We start from the raw sequence: 23,049 nt of genomic DNA, 5'->3' as shown, positions 1-23,049 counted from the left end.
CGAGGATCGGGTCCCCGTTGGCACGTCGGTTGTCGTCCCCAATAGCACGAACTGATTCACAGGTTTTCCCCCGGGCTAGCATTCAGACCGCGCTTGCGCAGACGCGCCGCAATGGGATCGGCGGCAATCGGCGTAAAGGCCAGACGCTCGCCGCCGCGCAAGCCGCGCTCAATGACGAGTTGGTAGCCCGGCAATGTCTGACGGCGGACGATCTCGCGCAGGTCATAGGCAAAATGTTTGAGCGGCGAGAGGCTGCCGGATTTGGCGTGGAGATGAACAAAGTCGAAGCTCCAGCCACCCTTCTGGCTACCGCCGTGCTTTCGAACAACGCGATAAAGCCAGCGTTCGAGGCCACCCGTCAGGTCGAAATACGCCCGGTCGATGGTGAGCACGAGCGCGTCATCGAGCACACCAGTATAGAACCAGTCCGGCAGGATCAGCTCCAATCCGCGGGGCCGGCCGTGCACGTCGGCTGTCTCTTTCCATTCATTGATCCAGGAGAATCGGTGCCGCCGCCGATCGGTCGATTGACGGATCGACGTCATGACAGTGGTAGATTGCAGCCGGTCGAGTGCGGCCTTCAGACGATCGTAGTCCCGAACGCTGGTGCCGCGACCAACGAAGGTCAGAATCTCATACGGCGTTGCCGCCATCAGGCGGGAGGTCTTCAATCCGCCGTCGCGGGCCTCGACAATCTGCGACGCCGCCCAGATCAAGACGTCGGCGTCCCAGATCGTAGCCATGCCATGCTCGGGCACGGCTTCAACGCGAATGGCAATCTTTCCGGCGCGGAAGTCGATGGGAACGACTCGCCTGGATTTGGCGAGGGAGAAGAACGGATAGGCCATCAAATCCTGCGCATCGCGTGGCGCTAGAGCGCCAGACAGCGCACGGAAGAGACTTAACCGTTCCCGTTCAGAGATGGGTCTGCGGCGCATCGAGATAGTCCCCCAGCGACGCTCAACGACGCGGCCGCCCGGCATACGGTATGGGCGTGTGCCGTTTAGCCGGCAGCACGGTGCCTGCGCCGGGGTCAGAGGTCGAAGTCTTGGCGCCGCGATCGGCCCAGGCTTTCAGGTCTTCCAGCGCATAGACGACGCGTCCCCCGAGCTTCCGATAGGCGGGACCCGTGCCGTAGGTTCGGTGCTTTTCCAGGGTCCGCCCGGACAGACTGAGAAATCGAGCAGCTTCTGGCGTCCGCAGATATCGCTGCGGCAAACCGGCGTTCGGATCGGGCATTTGTGTGGCTCCGTGATCGTTTCGAGCGCGACCGCGTTGGGTCGTGCGTTGACGGTCACGATGGCGGAGTGGAAAGGCTTGGGGGGATGCCGAAGATGCTGGGGCGATTTTCGGCACCCCTTGCCCTATTCCTTGCGAGATGGTGGACGAAGCAAGGCGCGATAGCCGCCACGCATCAAGGCTAAGCCGGCCTGCACCAGGCGGATAGTGCGGCTGCGCAACTCGTGGGTCTTCCAGGCGCTTTCTGGGATGCGTTTTCGGCCGAACAGCACCTCGGCGATAACGCGATACGAGGCGCCATCGATGTGACCGTCGAGCGCTCGCAGCGCCAAGGCCAACCGTTCGCGCCGCTGTGCCGAAAGCTGATGGAGGGGAAGTCCTGACGGACGACCGTTGATGGCGCGCCACAGCCGATGTGAGGCATGCGCGCGGATCTCAAAATCCGCATCGAGCGGCAATTCGGCTGCATAAGAGATACCCAGCTGCGGAGCCTCTTTCAGCCAGAGGCGATGTTGCGCTCCCTGAATGCGCAACACGGCGTGCCAGCCGTCCGGTGCCTGTCGAATGCTGCCCGATGCAAGGTCCGCGCGCGGTAGGGTCGCGCCGATGGCTTGCGAGGCGGACGCGCTGCGCACGACCCGGACCACCGTCGGCAAGGCGTCGGGCGCCCAGAAGATCGTCTGTTCATAGAAGGACCCCTGCGGGTCATGGGCGAAAGCAGACGCCCCATCTCCTCCGGAATTCGGACGTCACCTGCCCGCCTTTCGGTCGAGCGTTCCGGTAAGCCATTCGATAATTCGTACTCCGCCGAAGTGACTCCCAAGCGAAATCGGCCATCTCCCCTGATTTAATGGCGTTCTGATATGTCTTCGGTGAGCGCCAGTCGATGTCAGACACTGCTCTGATCCCCTGCCGTACAACGATGGCCTATCTCTATGGATCCTGGAGTTGTTGGGAAGTCGGCAATTGTGCATTACGTGATGCCTACAGGCGATCACGCCGTCGGCGGCAGAATTCTGTTCTAATTAAGAATCGCGAACGATAGTTTTCTTCGCTATTTCGTCGTACCGCCGCGAAGTAAGTGGCGGTAGCCGTGGTCTGCCATCCATCTTGCTCGTGCCAAGTGACTGTCAAATGCGTTGCGGGCGCGCGCCGGCTCGCGATCGGGATCGATGTGCAGCACGATTCGAGTCACTTCTTTCCAGTCGGCACCAGCGGCTTCGGCATCAAGAAGCCGCCAATAGGTCACCAAACGCTGTTCGTCATAGTTCGTCAGCACCGCCTCATTCGGCGCCACGTCCGCAACATCTGGATCTAACGCCGGCTGTTTCATGTAAGCCTACGCGCGGACTTCGTCGACTGCATTCCACACGAACTTACCGCAATAGTAAGGCTATAGCCAGTGGTTTGATGGCCTACTAAATGGCTGCTTTGGCGCATGAAAGCTCGTGCGCTTGTGGCTTGGAATGTGCGCCGGATCCGCGTGGATCGCGGCATTCCGCAAGAGCAATTGGCGTACGATGCCGGGATTGACCGCTCATATATGAGTGGTCTTGAGCGGCAATCGGAGAACCCGACAATTGATCTTCTCGATCGAATCGCCGGTACGCTGGATGTTCATTTATCCGAGTTGTTCGTTCAGCCCCCCAAGGGAGCAACGACGCCCAAGCCTTTGCCTAAAGGTCGCAAGCCGGCGCGCCCACGTCGCAAGAAGAAATAGCACTGCTCACACGAGGGGTCGGTCACGTCGGTAACATTTTTTGCGTGATGAAGAATTCTTTGAGAATCGCGCAAGGCCCCAAAACGGAATGATGAGCCTCGGTCAGCGCGGATCTAATTGACGCCTTTGGCGAGCCATCTTGCTCGGTCGAAGAAAAGCCCCGCCCGAGCAACTCGGGCGGGGCTTGGCGGATGTGAGGCTCACTCGCCGTTCTTCCGCGGCCGCGACCAAAGCAGAGTGTAGCCTTCCCCGCTCTCGTCATCGAACAAGTTCGCGTAGATCGGTGCGTTGAACGAGGGATCGTCGAGCTTGAGCGATAGGTAGTCGCGGCCTTCTTCGGAGCGCTTGGACCAGGCGGCCCCGATCTCGGCCCGGCCCACAAAGACGCGGTGGCTGGGGGCGTTCTCGTTAGAGGAGCGGTTCTGCTCAGCGACGATGCGGACACCCTTTGCTTGCAGACTGAGGGTGATGATTTCGCCGTTGAAATCGTTGCCGACCTTCTTGAAAGAACCGATGTTAGCCATGTCACTTCTCCTATTTGTGTTTCGAGCCCGCGACCACCGCGGCCTCGATGGCGATCGACAGGCCGAGGACGATCGGCGACGCACCCGCTTGCGGGCCGGAGCGAAGCGGAGGACGCCGTCGTAAAGACTTTCTTGCCTCGCGAGGAATGGGCGTAGCCCAGGGGAAGAAAGTCTTGAGCGACGGCGTTGCGGCTCAGACGATCGAGGCGCAGCCGGTCTTCGGCCAGATCAAGCCATCAAAGAGGCCACGTGCGTCCGCGGGCTGAACCACGAATTCGGGAGAAAACTTGGCCAATCTCGGTTTGATTGCGCAAGAAGTCGGAATGTTTCGGCGTAGAGAAAGAAACGTCGTGCAGGAAACGGCGGGATAGTCAGCCGACGAACAGCCGCGACTACCGAAGGCGAATCACCATTGCATCTATGTGGGCCGGTAAGAGGTGGCGCAGCCTGCTGTAAGCTCCGTACAGGCGCCACGACCATTTTTCGCTCGAGCTCGACGACCTTTCCTTCAAACGCGCCGATTTGAGCCAACCTGATCGAGGAGCAGGTGGTGAGGACTATCCGTCGCGCGTAGCGGCCGAAAGAACGGCCCGAGGCGCGCTCCGCGCGACCCTGCCCCACTCGAATGGACGGGGCTCCGCGAGGACAGCCAACCGTGTCCACGCCGTACCGCCGATAAAAACCGCGCCGAGGCAAGCGAAGACCTCACGCCAGGCCAGCGATGGCATCCCGAGTTGCGACATCGCGAAGACCACGTGATAGCCGGCAATCGCGGCCGGAACAGCGAAGGCGGCCGCTATTGCTGCACGCAAGATCGTAAACCGCGTCATCGCGAACGCGGTTCGACCGGCTGCGAGTGCCATCACGGCGGCAGCAATTCCAACGAGCGGCGCACCGAGGATACCGGCGCCACTGTGGTGAGCCATCAGGCCTGCGCTCACGGCGACAAAAAGCGGCAGTGCGTATACCGCCAGCGTGAAGATCAGCCAGCAGAACAAGCCGATGCCGACGGTGTTGAGGACAAGTCCAAGGGCGAGCATGGTGGTGGCTCCGTGCATAGATGTGACGGTCGCGCCTTCCACCACCACCGCGGCGCGGTTTTGGGCATAGAGTCGAAACTTGGCGGAGTTGCGGCTCTGCAACTCCACCTTGGTGGTTCGGAAGGCGGCAAGACGGCGCTCACGTGCCGCCGCCAAATTTCCAAACAGGAATGCCGAGGCGTCTCGCCTTGTCGGCAAGGTTGTCTTGGATACCCGTACCCGGGAAATGCATGACGCCGATCGGCAGCAATTCGAGCATGGCGTCGTTGCGCTTGAACGGCGCCGCCTTGGCGTGCTTGGTCCAGTCCGGCTTGAAGGCGATTTGTGGCACCTTCCTTGTGGTCGCCCATTTGGAGGCGATCAGTTCGGCACCCTTTGGCGAGCCGCCATGGATCAAGACCATGTCGGGATGCTTGGCATGAGCCTTATCGAGACGATCCCAGATCAGGTTGTGATCGTTGAAGTCGAGGCCGCCAGTGAGTGCGATCTTGGGCCCAGGTGGCAACAAGACCTCGGTCTCGGCTCGGCGCTTGGCTGCGATGAAATCCCGGGAGTCGATCATTGCCGCCGTGAGCGTGCGATGGTTGACAAGCGAACCCGAGCGGGGGCGCCAGGGCGAACCGGTGTGGAGCTCAAAGTGCTCGATGGCCTGATCGCGGAACAGCTCCAGGCAGTTACGACGCTCGATCAGTGTGATGCCTTCGGCTGTCAGGCGCTCAAGTCCGACCGATCGTACTTCGGAACCATTCTGCTCGCGCTGGCTCTTGCGTTGGGCCTGCTCGTTGTCATCGAGATGGCGATCAATTCGGTCTGCGGCACGATGGAAGAGGCTAACGGTTGACCAGAGCAGATCCTCGAGGTCGGGTTCAAGCCGCGTGTCGCTCAAGGTGGCAACTAGAGCGTCGAAGATGTCGGCGACTGCGCCGGCGATCATCTTGCCCTCGGGTAGCGGTCTCGGATCTGGCTCATCGTGGAATGGGCGGTAGCCGAAGAGCTGCAATTCGCTGAGGACGTGGTCGGTTGGAGAGGCGGCTTGCGGCGGTTCGATGTCGTCATGGTCGGTCATGGAAGAGGTCCTTTGCCGGATCGGCCGCGCCCATCGCGGCCTTCGTGGCGATCACTCAGGCGGCGGGAGGAGCGGGCCAGAACCCGAAAGCGAAGCGGAGGGCCGAAGCGCCAGCGGAGGATGGCGAAGGCCGGCTATTTTGCTTCGCGATGCAAAGGCCCGAAGGGCCGGCGGAAAATAGCCGGACGCAGCCATTGGCGGCCCGGGCCGCTTGCCGTCCGATCGCCCTCTAGAAGGCCGAGGTCGCGCCTCTCCGGGCATTGGACCGCCACGACCGAGCTGTCGGCGGTGAGGCAAGCCAAACGCGCCTATGCGACAGCGGTCGACAAGAGCAGGAAGCGGAAGACATCCTCTGGTACGAGCTGCATCCGCAACGCCGCGCGGAGGGCATCGAGGCCGAAGATGTGCAAATCTTCGTTAAAGTCACCAAGGCGGGGTGACAACGTGATCGCTTCGATGCCGGCGGCTTCTGCGCGCTGCGTCAGGATTGCCCGGACTGCATCTCCAGCAGCATCGGCGTCGCAGGCGATATAGAGCCGGCGCAAACTCGACGACAGCAGCATGGCCGATAGGTGATTGGCTGAAAGCGCTGATGCCATCGGCAAGGTGGGAAGCACACAGCGTAGCGATAGCATGGTCTCGATGCCCTCGCCCGCGACAAGCACGTCGTCGTCAGCCACGCCGAAGCGAACCGCATTGCCGAGCAGGTCGCCCATGGCGCGTCGCGGCGTATCGATCGGAGCCTTGCCGAGCCGAACCCGATCAAAGCCGTCCGGATCGAGCCAGGTGCGTTGCACGCCGGTGATCCCGCCATCGAGGTCGGTAACGGCAGCGATCATTGCCGGCCAGGTCTCGGTCGGCAAATGCTCGTCAGGCCGGTAGTAGCAGCGCGGATGGAAGCGCAAGCTGCCACCATGATACACGTGGGCTATTCCTCGCCGCTGCAAATAAGTCTCAACAACGGTGCCCTCAATCGGACCTGAGATCGCAAACAGCCGTCTTGCCGCCTGTTGTGAACCGGCCGCTACCGAACGGCGAGCCGGTGAGACGCGTTCCGGTTCAGCGCGGGGCAGCTTGAGAAAGCGTCTTGCCTCCTCGGCGACGGCGCGGAAGTCAGGAAGACCAAGGCTTTCCCTGACGATATCGAGGAGATCGCCATGCTCGCCGGTCGCGGCGTCGGTCCACTTGCCGGCGAGCCCCTTCGGCGAATCCTGGAGCCGCACGAACATGGAGCGGCCCGGCGTATTGTGCACGTCGCCAACTAGCCAGTACCGCCCCTGGCGCTTGCCATTCGAGAGGTAGTGACGGCACACCGCTTCGGCCTCGCGCGCGAGGCGGTGCGCCAGCTCGGAGGCGTCGCGGGCCATCACGCCGCCTCCCGTTCGACGATGCGTCCGATTGGATAGTGGTCGAGCACCTTCGCCAGGATTTCGATGCCATCAGCGTCAGTCGGCACAAACATACGTAGCTTCCAGGAGATGATCTCCCCGAACAGGCCGTAAGCGCGCAGCCGGTCGCGCATTGAGTCGTTGAATCCGGACAGTTCGATGCGGTATGCGCCCATGACCCGGACGCGGCGAAGCTGGAGGCCTTCGGCGAGGTCGAGGACGGTTCGGCCCTCCATCAGCGCGGCAAAGGCGGTGTCGGTCGCGAGCTTGGGCGCGTCGGCGGCAAGGACATTCGCGACCCAGGCGGCCGAGACCTTGCGGCCGATGACGCGCTCGCCAGCTTCCGTCTGCAGCCGATAGACCCGCGTCGACTCGTTCGGCAGCCGCTTCCAGATCGGCAGCAACAAGCCCGCCACGATGTGGATCGTGCTTTCGGTGAACTCGGGGACCTCGGCAAGCTCGGCCAGCCAAGCCGCGGTGAAACGATCACAGTCGGCGTCAACCCAGTGGCTTTCCGCCATCATGTCCAAGGAGACGCTGTGCTGCTCCATCGGTCGGATCAGGCGGACGCGCCGCTCGATCTCGCCGTCATCCAGCATGAAGCTCGGGGCTGGGACCTGCACGGCGGCTCGTCCCGAGCGCTCATTGATCAACAGGACGGCCCGACGACCGGAAAGACGACCGAGAGCATCATCCAGCCCCACGGGATGGTTGCGCTCTCGCTGGGTAATAGTGAGAAGCCGTGTCTCGGCGTCGGTGCCTGGGTGAACATAGATAGTCCGCCGGTCGGTGACGACAAAACTCTCGGCGCGGAGGGTTTCCAATCCGACGTCATAGGTGCCTGACGCGACGGCACCCTCGATGCGAGCGGACAATAACTGCTCGAAGACGGTGAACAGGATATTCTGCAGGTCGATGGTGAGGGCGAGCAGCCTGTTCAGGAAGGTCGTAATCGGTGGAAGCTCGTCCTTTAGCCCGTTGGCATCCTTGAGCTTCAAACCGGTTGCATCCTCAAACCTTTCGATGGAGCAGCCCTCGACCTTGCCTCGGGCCAACAGGATATAGAGCTGGCGCAACGCATCGCGGCCGTACTGGCTTTCCAGATTGTCCTCGGGCCGGAACAGACCCTGCCCTCCGGTCTGGCGCTGACCTCGCGTGATGGCGCCTAACGTGTCCAGCCGGCGCGCGATCGTGGAGAGGAAGCGCTTCTCTGCCTTGACGTCCGTCGCTATCGGCCGGAACAGCGGCGGTTGGGCCTGGTTGGTCCGGTTCGTGCGGCCGAGGCCCTGAATCGCGGCGTCGGCCTTCCAGCCGGGTTCCAGCAGATAATGGACCCGCAAGCGGCGATTCCGCGCCGATAACTCGGCATGGTAGCTCCTGCCCGTGCCCCCCGCGTCGGAGAACACGAGGATACGCTTGGCATCATCCATGAACGCCGCGGTCTCGGCGAGATTCGCAGATGCAGCACGGTTCTCAACGATGAGGCGCTGGCGCTTGCGGATCACGCGGCGCGAGCGGCCCGTGACCTCGGCAACCATGTCAGTGCCAAATCGCTGCACGATCTGGTCGAGGGCGCCTGGCACCGGCGACAATGACGCAAGCTTGTCGATGAGGCGGTCGCGGCGTGCGACGGCCTCCCGGCTTTCGACCGCCTGGCCGTCTCGATAGACGGGCCGGGAGCAGAGATTGCCTTCCGAGCCAGTGAAGGGCTCGTAGAGCTGAACCGGAAAGGAATGGGCGAGGTAGTCGAGGACATATTCGCGAGGGGTGATGTCGACCTGGACGTCACCCCACTCCTCGGTCGGGATCTCGGCAAGCCGGCGCTCCATCAGCGCTTCACCGGTCGAGACGATCTGGATGACGGCGGCGTGTCCAGCGTCAAGATCGCGCTCGACCGAGCGGATCAGCGATGGCGTCTTCATCGAGGTCAGGAGGTGGCCGAAGAAGCGCTGCTTGGCGCTTTCGAAGGTAGATCGGGCCGCGGACTTTGCCTGTCCATTCAGCGTGCCCGTCTCGCCCGTGATGTTGGCGGCCCGCATCGCCGCCTCGAGGTTATTATGGATGATGCTGAACGCGCCGGCATAGGCATCGTAGATGCGGATCTGCTCGGGCGTGAGCCGGTGCTCGACGAGCTCGTATTCGACACCCTCATAGGACAGCGAGCGCGCGGCATAGAGACCGAGCGCCTTGAGGTCGCGCGCCAGCACTTCCATCGCTGCGACCCCGCCCTCCTCGATCGCCTCGACGAACTCGGCCCGGGTCGCAAAGGGAAAATCATCACCGCCCCAGAATCCCAGCCGCTGGGCATAGGCGAGATTCTGGACCGTGGTGGCGCCGGTCGCGGAGACATAGACCACGCGGGCGTTCGGCAAGGCGTGCTGGAGTCTGAGGCCCGCGCGCCCCTGCTGAGAGGCCGCCTGGTCACCGCGCTCGCCCTTGCCGCCAACCGCGTTTTGCATGGCGTGGCTCTCGTCGAAGACGATCACTCCGTCGAAATCGGAGCCCAACCATTCGACGATCTGCCGCACGCGCGAAAGCTTCTCGCCGCGCTCATCGGTGCGCAGCGTGGCGTAGGTGGTAAATAGGATGCCTTCCGTGAGCCGGATTGGCGTGCCCTGCCGGAAACGGGAAAGCGGCGTGACGAGGAGTCGCTCCATGCCAAGCGAAGACCAATCGCGTTGTGCATCCTCAATCAGCTTGTCGGACTTGCTGACCCAGACCGCGCGACGACGGCCCTTGAGCCAGTTGTCGAGCAGGATGCCGGCGACCTGGCGGCCCTTCCCCGCGCCAGTGCCATCGCCCAAGAACCAGCCCCGGCGAAAGCGAACGGCGTTTTTCGCGTCGTCGCGCGCGGCCGCTACGACGTCAAAAGTCGCATCGACCGTCCAGGTGCCTGCGAGAAACGCGGAATGCGCCTCGCCGGCGTAGATGATGCTCTCGAGTTGGGCATCCGATAGGACGCCATCCGACACGACGTTGGCCGGCAGGAGCGGCCGATAGGACGGCTTCGGCGGTACGACGGAAGCCATCGCGGCGGACTGCACGAGCTTGGTGGGATGCGGTTGTGCACCCGGAATGCGGATCGATTGAAGTGTGTAGGTCTCATAAAGAGTATCGGTAATGCTGCTGCCATCCGTAGGCGTCCAATCCACCGGCTCGTAGGCGACTTCGGTCGCCACGGGATCGGTTGGCAGCACTGCACCAGCCGGCTGGCGCTGAGCGACGCAGGCACGGACTGTTCGAGGCGTTGCAGGGCTGGCAATTGCCGGCACCACGCCAGCCGCTGTGCCAGCCATTGGACGACGCGGCGGCACGTGCTGTTGGACCCAGCCGAGCAAAGTCGGGAGGTCGGGCGCAATGCCCGGGGATTCCGGGAACGAGGCGATGTCGCCAACCGGGACTCGATCGATAACGGTCAGACGGGTGTCAACGTTGGTGCCGTGCTTGGCATAGACAGCGCCGTCAATTGCCGCCGAGAATGCGACACGGCCATATTCTTGCAGCCGCTTGAACGAGTCGGTCCATGCGGGATTCTCAGGCGCGAGATTCGCGCCTGTTATGGTGACCAGCCGTCCCCCTTCGGGAAGTCGAGCCAGGGCGGATCCGATGTGCCGTAGTGCCGCCTCTCGGATCTGACGATCGACATAGACCGCGGCCGAGAACGGCGGGTTCATCAGTACGACGCTCGGCACGATGCCGGTATCGAGGTGGTCGTTGATGTGAGCGGCGTCAAACTGCGTCCTGGGAACGGCAGGAAAGAGCTGCGCAAGAATGCCGGCGCGGCTCTCGGCGAACTCGTTAAGGACAAGAGAGGCGCCATCAAGCTCGGCCAGGATGGCGAGAAGGCCGGTGCCAGCGGAAGGTTCAAGAACGACGTCTGCAGGCGTGATCGCGGCCGCTCGGCTGGCGACAAATGCCAGCCCGACCGGTGTCGAGAATTGCTGGAGGGTGGCACTTTCCTCGGATCGCCGTGTCTGTGTTGGAAGGAGGGCCGTGATCCTCCTCAGCATCGGCAGCATGGCGGCTGGCGACGCCGCCTTGGCGCGCATGGCGGCGCCATACCGTCTTAGAAACAGGACGGTCGCTGCCTCGCAGGCGTCGTAGGCTGTCTTCCAATTCCAGGCGCCGGTTGCATCGGAGGCGCCGAAGGCAGCCTCCATGGCGCCGCGCAGGACAGCGGCATCGATCCGACGGCTGCGCTCGAGATCGGTCAAAAGCTGCCGCGCAGCCCTAACGACAGCAGAAGCGACAACAGCGGTGGCACGCATCGAGAGCGGCGCGGCCGCGGCGCCGCCGGCGAGAGATTCGGTCATGGCAGGATTTCTCGGGAGAGCAGGAATGGGCTGAACCGCCCGGCGCTCTCCTTTAAGACCGCGGCGATTCAAACCCTTCCCGGCCCGCCTCTACCTCTCAGCCGTCGCCAATAAAAAGGGGACCGGCGCTCTGCACCGATCCCCAAAACTGCTGGACAGCCGCAGCCATCCAGCTCTGTGATGTCACTCGGCCGCGTCGAGCTGTTGCGGATCATCGTCGCCGGCCTTGTCCCCTTCCTCCTCGTCGGCAAGGAAATCGGGCAATGTGCCCGCTTCGCCCGCCGCTTCCGCTGGCGATGCGGTGGAGTCGAGCAGACGTATCGGCTCCGGCAACCAGCCCGAACCATCGAGAAGGCGCTCGGCTTCCTTGGCCATGTCGGCCTTCTTCAGGTGGTCGATCAGTTGCGCGGAAGACTCGCCTCTTGCCTCCCGAACTGCCTCCAGAATGCGGGGCTTGGTGACCCGGCCGAGATAGTTGTCGACGGTCGGTCTCCAGCCAGCCTGGACCATGTCGAGACCGACCGCGCGGGCCAGCACATCGGCCTGGTCGAGCCGCGTGCGGACGCCATGGGCGGAGACGCGGCCCTGATTGTAGCGGTTAGCCGGCTCATAGAGGGCGTTGACCGCAAATGACGCACAGTGAGCGAACAGGGAGGCCTGTGCGGCGCCGTCGAGAGCTGTGAGTGCATCCCACAGATTTTTCTCGCTCTTCGGCAGGCGTGCTTTCCAGGATTCATGCCGCGCCTCAACCGCCTTCGCGGACGCGCTTTCCCTCAGCCCAGGAGCTTGAGCGGGAAAGGTCGGCGTGTGCAGTCCGATCTCAAGACAGCTTCCGGACGACGCGAACCGGTAAAAGGCCGTCAGCACGAAGTTGTGCAACACCGCCTGGAACGCGATCGCAGGATTTTCTGCCAGCGCATCCCGCAACGCCAGCGTACGATGCGCCGTCAGCTCTGTGATAAGCCGATCCGGCAGAGGTTTGGCCGCGTCTTCATCATCTTCGTCGGAATCAGTATCGCCACTTGCAACGGCGATTACAGTGCGCTGGACGCAAGCACCTGCCTCCTGCCCTTCGATCGACGACGGATCGGCACCTTGCCCGACATCAGGATCGGTTGCCGGCACGTCATCCTCTGCCCGGACGTAACCCCGGTCCACGGAAAGGCGTCCCTCGGAATCGATGCTGATGAAGGCGCCAGCTCGAGCAATCTCGACCGGATCGTAAAGCACCGGCCGGCCCTCGAACGCAGTCAGTGCCGACTCGATTTCGCCGAGACGCTGATCGACCTCATCGGGCAATTCGTCGGCATCCTGGTAATCGGCTTCAAGCTTGGCCTGCTCGGCGTTGAGGGCGTCGATGGTGGCTTGCTCTTCGGTGGTGAGGTCGGCAGGCTTGCCGTCCAGTTTATGCAAGCCAGTCGCGTGACCGTAGGGAAAATCTACTGCGACCGAAATCCATTTCCAGCCCTCCTTGGCGATCGTTTCGGCCTCGACTTTGAGCTTTTCCGTGACGAGACGATCAAGCAGCGGCACATCCTGCAACCATCCGCCATCGCCGTGCGCGAATAGATCTCGCATCACGGCGCCGCCGGCCTGTTCGTAGACATCCAGTCCGATGAACTGGGCGCGACGGTCGGAAGCGCGCACGGTGTTCTCCGTCAGCATCCTCCGGATCTGGTATGGCTCGTCGTTGCCGGATCTATTGGCGTTGTCCCAGACCTGCTCTTGGCGCGCCTGGTCGGCCGTGACCGAGAAGGCCATCAACTGTTCGAGTGTCATACCATCGTCGGCATAGACGTCGTGCAACTTCGGCGACACTGACGCCAGACGAAGACGCTGCTTGACGATCGCCGGCAAGATGAAGTGCCGCGCGGCGATATCCTCTTCGCTCATGCCGCCGTCATGTAGCAGCTTGAACGCGCGGAACTGATCGAGCGGATGCAGTCCGACCCGCTCGTCATTTTCGGCGAGGGAATCGTCCTCAGCGATGCCGCCATCCCGGATAACGCAGGGGACAGGTTGCGTCTTCGCCATACGCTTCTGCTTGACCAGCAGTTCGAGCGCGCGGTAGCGGCGTCCGCCGGCGGGCACCTCGAACATACCGGTCTCCTGGCCGTCGGCATCGACCACCGCACGAACGCTCAGGCTTTGTAGCAGCGTGCGCTGAGCGATGCTTTCTGCCATTTGCTCGATCGAGACGCCGGCCTTCACGCGGCGGACGTTGGACTGGCTCAGCACCAGCCTATTGAAGGGAATATCCCGGGAGGGACTGAGTTTGATTTTCTGAACGCTTGCCATGTCGGATTCTCCACCATGGGCGGCCGAAAGACTCTCTCCCGACCTCCTACCCGTCACAGACAAGCCGGCGCACCTCTCACTCTCTGACGCGCAGCACCGACTGAGGACCGATATGGGCACAGCGTGCGGATCCGTCATGCAGCTTCCTCGCTGCCCCCAACGACGGAATCGATCGCGGGCGGCAGAAAGCCGAGCAGGAAATCGGCGGCCTTCGATGCCGCGCTCGCCGCACGGACGACGGCGCGATTATCCTCGCGCAGCACCTCCAGCCAGGAACCGATGTAGTCAGCGTGGCGCACGGTCGGCACGATACCGAGCGAGGCGCAAACGAAGGCACCTGCCATTTCGGCGACCAGCTCTTCGCGCGCGTATGATTTTGAGCCGAACGAACCGGAGTGGTCGCGGTTGAGGCGGGATGCCTGGCCGGTCCAATGACCGAGCTCATGGAAAGCGGTTCGGTGCCAGTTGATCGGCTCGAAATAGGCAGCCGGCGGCGGCACCTGTACGAAATCGCCCGTCGTGCTGTAGTAGGCGCGCGCACCGCCGATCCGGAAATCCGCGCCGGTCGCCGCGATCAACGCCTCGGCTCGCGGCTCAATCTGGCCTGGTGGCGGCGGCACCACCAAAGCAGAGACATCCCCCGGCAAGCCATCGCATTGATCCGTGTTAAAGACGGTAAAGCGCTTGAGAAACGGGATGGCACCCGGCTCCTCGCCGGCCTCCGCGGCGCGCCGACGTTCGTCATCCGGGGTGAAGCGATCGGCAAAGACGACGGTCGTTCCCCGCTCGCCCTTTCTGACATGGCCGCCGAGCCCGAGTGCCTGACGGAAAGTAAGCCAGCTCTGTCCGGAAAAGCCGTGCTCGATAACGGCACCCCATAGGATCAGAACGTTAATTCCAGAATATCCGCGCTGCGTCGACGCGTTGCGCGGCATCGCGAGCGGCGCCTTGATCGCCGCCGTCCCCCAGGGCTGAACCCACGGAATACGGCCGGCCTCCAACTCGGCTATGATCTTGTCGGTGATTTCGGTGTAAAGGCTCGCGCGGTCGTTGCCGGCACGAACTCGGGCGGTATGTCCAGACATCGCGGTTCTCCGCGACGGGCGCCGGAGGCCTCTCCCCCGATCTTCAACCCGTCGCGTCGAACCCGGCCCGCGCTCTCACTCTCCATGGCGGTGACGGGGACACGGACTGCGCATTCGCCGTAAATGGAGGCCTCCCCTGGCTTGAGATCAGGTGCGCGCGCTGCAAGATGCCGAGCGATGTCAACCTCGCGGCGATGAAGCATCCGCCGACCTTCGTGCACGATCTCGCCAGCCGGCTGCGCAGCCGCAAATGCGCCAAGGCGGGCCGACGCCCCGCGACGACCCCAATACAATTGGCTTGGCAGCCCGCGAACCGAAGACGGAGCACACCGTTAGCACGCGCGGAGTACGACTGGTCAACGACGTCCCCTCGACGCCGAAGTGCAGCGGAGGCAAGAGAGAAGGCAGCCGACGAAGGGGCAGTGATAGCGACGCGGGCATGAAATGCCCGCGGGCACCGAGGCGACTGCAGTCGCGAGACCGGTTAAGAAGGCACCCGCGTTCGGGGCAGTGATAGCGGCGCCGGCATGCAATGCCGGCGGCCCCTAACGCGAGAGCCTCCGGCGAGCGACACCGTATCGCGCAAGGGATCGACGCCGGACGGCCGAGACGCGTCAGCGGCTCGGTTCACGAGAGCCCGGTCCGCGGCTAGCGGATGCGCACAAGCAGAAACCGCTTAGACTTAAGTCAGAAGGTAGATTTCCTCGCGTGCATTCGTCTGCGCGTCATAGATCCTGATCTGAAGCATGGGAAAACGTTTCTTCAGTTCTTCTCCACCTGCCCTGGCCCCATCTTTAGTAGCAAATTCGGCTTTGAGTCGTCCGTCCACTTCAAGCGCGTAACCAGAGGCCGGCAGTTCACGGGTGGCTGCAACCATTTTGTTCCTTTTGTGCCGTGAGGTGGTTGAGATTGATGGGTTAGCGTGAGTCGCCCAAACCACGCCAGAGCCACCTGCGCGACTGTGGGGATAGGCGACTGTGGGAATAGGCCATCGTTTCGTTGTGGATTGATCCCCGCACTGGAGTTCATCAAGGATGGGCATTTGTCGTCCGAACAGTCGGAGGGCTTTCCGCTTGCGCGGATGCAGGCTTGATAGAGCCACGGCTCGACGTAGCTGCCCTCCCAGATTCCGCTGCCGGCGTGCTCGGCGTCGCGCTGAGCGCCATCATATCCGCCCTTTGGAGTATTGGGGCCAATCCACCGCCAGGCCCTTGCGCACAAGCCATTCGCCGAGATTGGTGCCGCCAACCGAACAGATCGCAACTGACCGTGCATATGGGTCGGAGCTAACGGGCGAGCAGTTAACCGGACGCCGGGCAATGAATGCGTCGAGGTCGTTTGCCGCCTGCGCCCCACATCGATATTGCGAACTGTCTTCGCCGCGGCATAGCTGGCTGCTCTCCGGCGCATCGACACCCCAGAGCCGAATGCGCCTTCCATGAATCTCCAGTGTGTCGCCATCAACGACACTGGCTTGACCAGCAAAATCATCGGCCCGCGCGCCGCCTGACAGCAGAAGAAGCATCAATACCAATATCTAGCCGATCGGCAGCGGGCTTCCGCAACTTCTGAAAATCCGAAATCCCAATTGACCGGTCAGGCAAATCAGTGTTCTATGGGGCACCTGGGATCTTTCCAGGGAGAATGTAATGTCCGACCAGTGTTCCGAGCTCGTCCAGATTTCGAAGCTCAATGGCGATTTTAAGAGAAACTACGGCAAGGTATTGGGCGCAATTCTCTATCTGCGCTCCGTCAGTGCCGCCCGCGGACGTTCATGGTTTTGGGCCCGCTTGATTTCCTTCGCTTGTTCGGTCGCGTTGGCTTGGCTGGCGCGGCATGGCTGGACGATGTGAATCTCGCTTTGATGTTCCGAATAAGTTCGTTCACCGTGTCTACGCGAACGGCCTTGTAGCGGGCCAAAGCCCCATCTGAAAGCGTTAGATAAGGCTTCGCAGTGTCTGCTGCGGGCAACAGGACATAGTCTTGAACCACCTTGTTGGACTCCTTCAGCCGCAAGAAAACACACAGCTTGGTTCGTTCCTTTCTCAGGTGGGCTCTCCACAGAGCAACATGATTTGGGGTTCTCTGCGCCATTCGCCGGACCACCTGAAACGAGATGATCTTGCTGCTTCCGTGCCGCGCAAGCCCTGCACCATCGTCGGTGAGATTCAACCGAATTCCGAGATCGGTCCTCAGCGCCTCTGCAACCTGCCCTGCGAGATTTGACAGAACCTCGGACCAATGGTCTCGCACGTCAAACCATTCGCAATTACGGGATCCTTGATAACCGATGAGCGCGTAGGCTTGTCGTAGTGAGCCAAAATGCTTGATGTAGCATGCGACAGAAGGGAGGCCGGGCGCGTTTTTGATGATTCGGGTCGTGAGTTTCCCCTTGCGACCGAGCGTCAGACGAAGCCTGCGCAGCATCTGGTCTTCCGGGATCGAGATGTACCGCTCAGCCATGATCTTCTGAGCGCGCTCAAAGAGGTCATGGTCGATCGCCGGCGACACCACTCCTGGGCTCCGAATCCACAAATGATCAGGATTGTTTACCTGCGTTTGTCCGAGACGGCGGGACGTTCGGTTGTAAACGAGATTGCCGATATAGTTCTCGTTTCTGAGAATAGAATGAACCATGATATAGGTCCAAGGTCGCCCATGGTGATTGGCGATGTTCCCGCGATTGAGTTGCCGTGCGATTTCGACGTCGGTCTTACGCTTGATAACGAACTGCTGGAATATCCATCTGACGACCGCAATCTCTTCGTCAGACCCGAGCCGAAGCCGCACGCGGTCCGTTTTCAGGGCCTTGTACTCGCCCTTCCTAAGCCTACCTTTCGAGCGTTGCTCCTCATCGATCATCTCCCTGCCGAGCCCGAACGTGAGCGAGCCACCAACGCGATAGCCAAGACCCGCGATGCGGCAGTGGCCGGCGTGCACCTTGACGCCAAGCTCGCGGCTGAACTCGGCCGCCATGACACGCTTGATGTTCTTTAAAATGCTCGACAGAAGGCTTCCGTCGTTTTCGAATTGTTCAGCGCAATAGGCGACCTTGACGCCGCTTCGCCTGCAGACAAACTCATAATGCGCGCTTTCATCGACATCCTGGAAGCGTCCCCATCGGCTGACGTCATAGACCAGAATGTGCTCAAAGTCCGTGTTTCCTGATTGAACATCCTTGATGAGTTCGGCAAGGGCCGGCCGCCGGTTGATTCTCACTCCGCTGCGCCCTTCGTCGACATAAGTCCGAACGATGGTAAGGTTTCGTTGCTGCGCGTATGCCGCGATAGCGGCCGCCTGGTTCTGGGTCGAATAGCGCTGAAGATCGGTGGACATTCGAACATATTGCGCCGCGCGAAGAGCCTTCTGGGCTTTTGCCAGTTGCGTATTGCGGCGGACGACGAGCGCATTGACCATGGACTTACCTCGATCACACGGCTCGCGGGTAATCCAATCCTCGAACCGGCTTCAGTGCAAGGGCCGCCGGTTCACGCTGGCAGGGCCGTAGGCATTGTAAATCCCGCCAAGTTGGCCGCTTCTGCCGCGCGGCAAGGGCGAACGAGCCCGAACGATAAACACTTGAAGTGGACCGCTGACCTTCGCTCGTGCGTGCCGCTACAGAAACTAACCCCGCGCGCGCCGCAGCGCGGCTTCCAATCGCTCCTTCTCCTTATCCCAGCGGGCTTTTTCGGCTTGCGATCTCTTCGCGATAGCCTCGGCCTCGGCCTGGATGGCGGCGGCCCGCTTCGCGTGCTCCTGCTCGGCCTTGTCCAACGCAGCCTGCGCCTTGTTGATGGCCTGCTGCCGGCGTTCACGGTCCTTCTGCCTGGCGGCCTCTTCGCTCGCCCGTTCAAGCTCGCGGCTCCTCCGTTCCCGTTCGTAGTCGAAAGCGGCCTTTCGTTGCGCAAGCTTGTCGACAGGCCGAGAGGAGGGCTTCTTCGCCTTTGGGCCTTTCGACTTGCGGGCGGCTTTCGTTGGTCCGCCGCCGCCAAGATTGCTGGGCAGTTCAGCATGCTCGCTGAAAGGTCGGTCGGATCCGACCGGGCGCCTGAGAACGACGCCGGGCTTTGCCATGGTAGCGGCGATGACGTCCGGATCGTGGCTCTCCTTCGCCGCGCCCTGGTGGAAGAGATTGCTGTCTGCGCCCCACGCCTCCAGAGCCGCCTTCATAGATGGCGCGGCGATTGCCTGATCGAAGAAGCCCAGCGAGGTCTGATAGGTCTTGAGTTTTCTGGCCATCGGTCTGATGCGCCCTCCGCGAATCGATCGTGCTCGCGCCACGGCGCCTACGGAACACGACGCGGGCTCGAAGCGTTCCCTAATCCTTGAAGGACGTCCTTGCATTTCGCAACGCGCTCTTAAGGATTGGCCTCGAATGAGCCGGACGTCGACCCTGCCCAAGCGCCTGCAGCCGATGCTCGCTACGCTCACCGATGCGCCGTTCGACGACCCCGGCTGGGTTTTCGAGGATAAGTACGACGGCTTCCGGATGATCGCGGAAATCCGACGGGGCAAGGTTGCCCTCTACAGCCGCAACGGCAAGATCATCAGCCGCAGCTATATCGGGGTCGCCAAAGCGCTGGAGGGCGTGAGGGGCGACGCCGTGATCGACGGCGAGCTCGTCGCGATCGGAAAGGACGGCGTCTCACATTTCCAGCTGCTTCAAAACGCGCTGCGCCATGAAGCGAAGCTGCTGTATTGCGCCTTCGATCTCATGTTCGAGAACACAGTGGACTTGCGCAAGCAGCCTCTCCTCAAGCGCAAGAAGCGGCTCAAGGCAATTCTGCCGCGCGACAAGCTGATTGCCTTCAGTCCTCACCGCAAAGGGGATGGTATAAAATTCTTCGCCGAGGCCGAGCGGAAGGGTCTGGAAGGCCTCATAGCGAAGCGCGCCGACAGCGCGTATACGTCCGGAAGCCGGACCCCGGATTGGCTGAAGATCAAGACGGCAAAGCGACAGGAAGTGGTGATCGCGGGCTTCACGGCACCCAGGCGCAGCAGGCCGTTCTTCGGTGCCCTGGTCCTCGCCGTGCGGGAAGACGATGCATGGCGTTACATCGGACATGTAGGCACTGGCTTCAGCCACAAGGTCCTGGAAGACCTGCATGCCAAGCTGGTGAAGCTGACGGTCTCTAAATCGCCCTTTTGTGCCAAAGTGAAGGACGAGGCCGCCACGACCTGGGTCAGGCCGTCGTTGGTGGCAGAGGTCAAATTCGCGGAGTGGACGAGCAAGGGCGAACTGCGCCAGCCCGTCTACCTCGGGCTCCGGTCCGACAAGCGGGCGAAGGATGTCGTGCGCGAGCGAGGACGTCCGCGCAAATAGAGCTTCCCTTCGGCGCATTGCCTCATCCGCTGTGAATTCCCTGCGCGGTAGTGCGCTCAGTCGCCTCCAAGGTCGTGGATTTCCGGTCGCATGCCTTCAGACGTGACTTCGAGCGTCGCAAAGGTGATCGGAAGCTTGAAGCGTCGCGGTCCCGCGCTTCCGGGATTCAGGTAGAGAACGCCACCGACCGTGTCGATCTTCGGCACGTGGGAATGCCCGGAGACGATGACGTCGATGCCGGCGCCGGGATCGACCTGCAGCGCCTTCAGGTCGTGCAGAACGTAGATCGACTTTCCCGCCAGGCGCACGAGTTTCGTGCCGGGATATTGGTGGGCCCACTCGCCGGTGTCCACGTTTCCACGGATGGCCGTGACGGGCGCGATCTGGCGAAGCGCGTCGACGATCTCGGGGCGCCCGATGTCGCCGGCATGGATGATGTGATTGACACCTGCCAGGCCTCGTTTCGCCTCGGGCCTCAACAGGCCATGCGTGTCCGAAATGATTCCAATCCTGAACGTCATTTCCCGACGCTCTCAACCGCGGTCGCCAACAGACGATCGAGAAGCTCTACCTGAGCGGACAGCATCTTGGTCCGCGCGAACTCGATATCGAACCATTCCGCGCGGTCGACTTCGGGAAAGCTCTGCCGTCGACCGCTTCGTGGCGGCCATTCGATCTCGAAGGTATTGCTGGTCAGCGCCGCCGGGTCAAAATTGCCTTCTCCGGAGAATGCGATGACGCGCTTCCCTCCTCGCTGTCGGACCTCCCCCAGCGGCTGGAGTGGACCAATCGAAGCGCTCGGGCCGAGTTCCTCGGCAAACTCACGCCGCGCGACCTGCTCCGGAGCATCCGCGGCATCGATTTCGCCCTTGGGAATGGACCAGGCGCCATTATCCTTCTTGCGCCAGAACGGACCGCCGGGATGAACGAGCAGAACCTCGAGCCCGCGAGCGCCGTTGCGGTAGGCGAGAATGCCCGCGCTCAACATCGATCTCCTGGAAGCCTTTTTCAGCGCAGCCATATCGCTCCCTGCCGCGGACACGAAGTAATGGCCGTCTGGCGTTACTGGATGCCGAACGACACGCTAGGCTGACTTCCGCTGCGGTCTGGCCGCTGGTTTCTTCGCGGCTTCCTTGGCCGGTTTCTTGCCAGCGATCGGCATCAGCATTTCCTTCTGCCCGGCCGCCGCCTTGCGCGCCTTCTTGGCTGGCTTCTTCGGCGCCTCTGTCGCTGCCGCCGCGTCTCGTCCGATGCTCTTGCGCAGCGCGTCCATCAGGTCGACCACGTTCTCACCGCGGGGACGCGCTTTCGCGGTAATGGATTTGCCGGCGCGCTTCTGGTTGATGAGATCGATGAGGGCGGTTTCGTACTGGTCTTCGAACTTGTCCGGCTCGAAATGGCCCGCCTTCTGAGTGACAATGTGCCTGGCGAGATCAAGCATGTCCTTGGTGACTTTGACATCCTGGATGTCGTCGAAATATTCGTCCGCAGAACGCACCTCGTAAGGATAACGCAGCAGCGTCCCCATCAGGCCCTTGTCCATGGGCTCGAGGGCGATGATGTGCTCACGGTTGGTCAGCACCACCCGTCCGATGGCGACCTTGTTCATCTCACGGATGGTTTCGCGGACGACCGCGAAAGCGTCGTGGCCGACCTTTCCGTCCGGCACCAGGTAGTAGGGACGGATCAGATACCTCGGGTCGATCTCGCTACGGTCGACGAACTCGTCGATCTCGATGGTTCGCGTCGATTCCAGCGCAACGTTCTCGAGCTCTTCCTTCGTCACCTCGATGAAGGTGTCGGTGTCGACCTTGTAGCCCTTGACGATGTCCTCGTTGGCGACCTCCTCGCCGGTGTCAGCATCCACCTTGGCATATTTGATGCGGTGGCCGGTCTTCCGGTTGAGCTGGTTGAAGGAGACCTTTTCGGATTCCGACGTGGCCGGATAGAGCGCTACCGGACAGGTGACGAGGGAAAGACGCAGGAAGCCTTTCCAGTTAGCGCGGGGGGCCATGACGGGGGAACTCCGATACTGATGCTGGATTCAAGACGAATGGCCCGGCTTGGTTCCGACATCGCGACCTTTCCAATAGGAGGATTTTTTCACGGAGCGGGCTCGATCGGACTCGACTTATGTTCTCTTTATGTTCTAATTCGGAATGACTGACCGACCCGCGAGCTGGCGCATGCCGACCCCGAAGCAGATGGAAAAACTCGCCGCTGAAGCCGTCCGCAGGCGGGGCCCCTCCGGTGCGGCTCCAGATGCGCCCCTTCCGGCCGAATACTGGGAATCGGTCCTCAAAGACCCTCGCGCCGGCGCGACCGGGGCCGAGAAGCGGCAGCGACGTCTTTCGGAAATCCAGCGTCACGTGCTGCGGGTCTCATGCCGTCGCTGCGAGCGAACCGTGGAAATCCAGACCGCCGATGCAGTCCGATTGTATGGCGGCAACGCGGTCTGGAAGGACGTCGCGCAGCGACTGCTCGACAACACCTGCCAGCAGCGCACCGGAAGACACGAAGAAGACGGGTGCTGGCCGGGATTTGACATGACCTAGCCTGCCCCCCGTGTTTGGTCTGCGCTTGGATGTCCGGATGGCGCCAAAACACCACCCCACGCCGCTGTCAGGCGGTGACCGAAAGGCACTGACGAAGGAATTGGGGAAAGCACGCGCGATGTCCAGCATATTGGCTGCGCAATCAGCAGAGATGCGAGCCAAGGGCGCTGCGCTGATCCAGCAGGCCGACAGGCTGCTCTGTGAAAGCTGGAACGAGCGGATGTGGAGCGACGGCGAGCCGATCGATCCTTCGCCAACAATTGACCAGGCTATCAACGGCGGCTTTCCCTGGCTGGAAATCCAGTGTTCACGGTGCAAGACCCCGAACGATGTCGATTTGGCAGCCCTCAAGCATCCGCCGACCACTTTCGTGCACGATCTTGCAAGCCGTCTGCGCTGCCGCAAGTGCGCCAAGGCCGGGCGGCGCCCGTCCGCGACCTTGCTCCAACTTGGTTGGCAGCCGCGTCACCCTCGAGGGGAGGTCTAGGTTGCGATCAC

Annotated in this window: 23 protein-coding genes and 1 pseudogene; 5 read left to right on the top strand and 19 right to left on the bottom strand. The window is 62.1% G+C overall.

Annotated features, from left to right (window positions below):
* Window positions 1–56 precede the first annotated feature (56 nt).
* From IVB05_RS16765 to IVB05_RS16745, 5 genes are all read right to left on the bottom strand, one after another.
* Window positions 57–938 carry a replication initiator protein A gene (locus IVB05_RS16765; RefSeq protein WP_247786725.1) on the bottom strand — a complete coding sequence of 294 codons (882 nt, stop codon included), beginning with the start codon at window positions 936–938 and terminating at the stop codon, window positions 57–59.
* Between the two features lie 22 nt (window positions 939–960).
* Entirely contained in the window at window positions 961–1,239 is a 279-nt protein-coding gene (locus IVB05_RS16760; RefSeq protein ID WP_247785615.1) for a helix-turn-helix domain-containing protein, read from the bottom strand.
* Between the two features lie 125 nt (window positions 1,240–1,364).
* A complete protein-coding gene (locus IVB05_RS16755) occupies window positions 1,365–1,895 on the bottom strand; it encodes a DUF2285 domain-containing protein (RefSeq protein WP_247785613.1) in 531 nt (176 codons plus the stop codon).
* Between the two features lie 49 nt (window positions 1,896–1,944).
* The gene (locus tag IVB05_RS16750) at window positions 1,945–2,076 is read right to left on the bottom strand and encodes a DUF6499 domain-containing protein (protein ID WP_247786723.1); all 132 of its coding nucleotides are present in this window, start codon (window positions 2,074–2,076) and stop codon (window positions 1,945–1,947) included.
* Between the two features lie 217 nt (window positions 2,077–2,293).
* Window positions 2,294–2,572, bottom strand: coding sequence for a DUF2285 domain-containing protein (locus IVB05_RS16745; protein ID WP_247785612.1), 279 nt, complete (start codon window positions 2,570–2,572; stop codon window positions 2,294–2,296).
* 105 nt (window positions 2,573–2,677) lie between these two features.
* Here IVB05_RS16745 and IVB05_RS16740 point away from each other — a divergent pair, with 105 nt between their 5' ends.
* Window positions 2,678–2,959 (top strand): helix-turn-helix transcriptional regulator, encoded by a 282-nt coding sequence (locus tag IVB05_RS16740; RefSeq protein ID WP_108522730.1) that lies wholly within the window; start codon window positions 2,678–2,680, stop codon window positions 2,957–2,959.
* Window positions 2,960–3,159: 200 nt separating this feature from the next.
* Here the strand turns inward: IVB05_RS16740 and IVB05_RS16735 are convergent, their stop codons facing one another.
* From IVB05_RS16735 to IVB05_RS16705, 7 genes are all read right to left on the bottom strand, one after another.
* A complete protein-coding gene (locus IVB05_RS16735; RefSeq protein WP_247785611.1) occupies window positions 3,160–3,483 on the bottom strand; it encodes a DUF736 domain-containing protein in 324 nt (107 codons plus the stop codon).
* A 557-nt stretch (window positions 3,484–4,040) separates the two neighbouring features.
* Window positions 4,041–4,679 (bottom strand): hypothetical protein, encoded by a 639-nt coding sequence (locus IVB05_RS16730; protein WP_346771859.1) that lies wholly within the window; start codon window positions 4,677–4,679, stop codon window positions 4,041–4,043.
* A complete protein-coding gene (locus IVB05_RS16725; RefSeq protein ID WP_247785609.1) occupies window positions 4,663–5,589 on the bottom strand; it encodes a DUF2493 domain-containing protein in 927 nt (308 codons plus the stop codon). Before IVB05_RS16725 ends, IVB05_RS16730 begins: the two co-directional genes overlap by 17 nt.
* A gap of 308 nt (window positions 5,590–5,897) precedes the next feature.
* Window positions 5,898–6,956 (bottom strand): toprim domain-containing protein, encoded by a 1,059-nt coding sequence (locus IVB05_RS16720; RefSeq protein WP_247785607.1) that lies wholly within the window; start codon window positions 6,954–6,956, stop codon window positions 5,898–5,900.
* Entirely contained in the window at window positions 6,956–11,290 is a 4,335-nt protein-coding gene (locus IVB05_RS16715; protein WP_247785605.1) for a strawberry notch-like NTP hydrolase domain-containing protein, read from the bottom strand. The genes IVB05_RS16720 and IVB05_RS16715 overlap by 1 nt, the downstream gene beginning before the upstream one ends.
* Window positions 11,291–11,473: 183 nt before the next feature.
* A complete protein-coding gene (locus tag IVB05_RS16710) occupies window positions 11,474–13,588 on the bottom strand; it encodes a ParB/RepB/Spo0J family partition protein (RefSeq protein WP_247785604.1) in 2,115 nt (704 codons plus the stop codon).
* A gap of 134 nt (window positions 13,589–13,722) precedes the next feature.
* Window positions 13,723–14,673: a zincin-like metallopeptidase domain-containing protein gene (locus IVB05_RS16705; RefSeq protein WP_247785601.1), complete on the bottom strand. Its 951-nt coding sequence runs from the start codon at window positions 14,671–14,673 to the stop codon at window positions 13,723–13,725.
* Window positions 14,674–14,789: 116 nt separating this feature from the next.
* Between IVB05_RS16705 and IVB05_RS16700 the strand changes: the two are divergent.
* A pseudogene (locus IVB05_RS16700) lies at window positions 14,790–14,993 on the top strand (hypothetical protein); the annotation flags it as partial.
* Between the two features lie 362 nt (window positions 14,994–15,355).
* Here the strand turns inward: IVB05_RS16700 and IVB05_RS16695 are convergent.
* The 4 genes from IVB05_RS16695 to IVB05_RS16680 all read right to left on the bottom strand — a co-directional run bounded on the left by IVB05_RS16695 (window position 15,356) and on the right by IVB05_RS16680 (window position 18,912).
* The gene (locus IVB05_RS16695; protein ID WP_247785594.1) at window positions 15,356–15,550 is read right to left on the bottom strand and encodes a hypothetical protein; all 195 of its coding nucleotides are present in this window, start codon (window positions 15,548–15,550) and stop codon (window positions 15,356–15,358) included.
* A gap of 288 nt (window positions 15,551–15,838) precedes the next feature.
* Window positions 15,839–16,198: a thermonuclease family protein gene (locus IVB05_RS16690; protein ID WP_346771878.1), complete on the bottom strand. Its 360-nt coding sequence runs from the start codon at window positions 16,196–16,198 to the stop codon at window positions 15,839–15,841.
* Between the two features lie 227 nt (window positions 16,199–16,425).
* Window positions 16,426–18,090: a recombinase family protein gene (locus IVB05_RS16685; protein WP_247785592.1), complete on the bottom strand. Its 1,665-nt coding sequence runs from the start codon at window positions 18,088–18,090 to the stop codon at window positions 16,426–16,428.
* Between the two features lie 207 nt (window positions 18,091–18,297).
* Window positions 18,298–18,912, bottom strand: a complete 615-nt coding sequence (locus IVB05_RS16680) for a cell envelope biogenesis protein TolA (RefSeq protein WP_247785591.1) — start codon at window positions 18,910–18,912, stop codon at window positions 18,298–18,300.
* A 136-nt stretch (window positions 18,913–19,048) separates the two neighbouring features.
* On the opposite strand from IVB05_RS16680, the gene ligD reads away from it, so the two are divergent.
* On the top strand, window positions 19,049–19,996 hold the full coding sequence (gene ligD / locus IVB05_RS16675; RefSeq protein ID WP_247786720.1) for a non-homologous end-joining DNA ligase: 948 nt from the start codon (window positions 19,049–19,051) through the stop codon (window positions 19,994–19,996).
* Between the two features lie 56 nt (window positions 19,997–20,052).
* Here the strand turns inward: ligD and IVB05_RS16670 are convergent, their stop codons facing one another.
* The 3 genes from IVB05_RS16670 to IVB05_RS16660 form a co-directional block, all read right to left on the bottom strand.
* Complete coding sequence (locus tag IVB05_RS16670) at window positions 20,053–20,517, bottom strand: metallophosphoesterase family protein (RefSeq protein WP_247785589.1); 465 nt, start codon at window positions 20,515–20,517, stop codon at window positions 20,053–20,055.
* On the bottom strand, window positions 20,514–21,017 hold the full coding sequence (locus IVB05_RS16665; RefSeq protein WP_247785588.1) for an NUDIX domain-containing protein: 504 nt from the start codon (window positions 21,015–21,017) through the stop codon (window positions 20,514–20,516). The genes IVB05_RS16670 and IVB05_RS16665 overlap by 4 nt, the downstream gene beginning before the upstream one ends.
* Before the next feature lie 63 nt (window positions 21,018–21,080).
* Window positions 21,081–22,010 (bottom strand): Ku protein, encoded by a 930-nt coding sequence (locus IVB05_RS16660; RefSeq protein ID WP_247785586.1) that lies wholly within the window; start codon window positions 22,008–22,010, stop codon window positions 21,081–21,083.
* A gap of 145 nt (window positions 22,011–22,155) precedes the next feature.
* On the opposite strand from IVB05_RS16660, the gene IVB05_RS16655 reads away from it, so the two are divergent.
* Together IVB05_RS16655 and IVB05_RS16650 are read left to right on the top strand one after the other, a co-directional pair.
* The gene (locus IVB05_RS16655) at window positions 22,156–22,551 is read left to right on the top strand and encodes a hypothetical protein (RefSeq protein WP_247785583.1); all 396 of its coding nucleotides are present in this window, start codon (window positions 22,156–22,158) and stop codon (window positions 22,549–22,551) included.
* Between the two features lie 37 nt (window positions 22,552–22,588).
* Entirely contained in the window at window positions 22,589–23,038 is a 450-nt protein-coding gene (locus IVB05_RS16650; RefSeq protein WP_247785581.1) for a hypothetical protein, read from the top strand.
* Window positions 23,039–23,049: the final 11 nt, after the last annotated feature.

This window comes from Bradyrhizobium sp. 170, from assembly GCF_023101085.1.
Classification (GTDB): Bacteria; Pseudomonadota; Alphaproteobacteria; order Rhizobiales; family Xanthobacteraceae; genus Bradyrhizobium.
The sequence above is the reverse complement of the archived record's forward strand: the minus strand, read 5'-3'. Positions and strand labels throughout refer to the sequence as shown.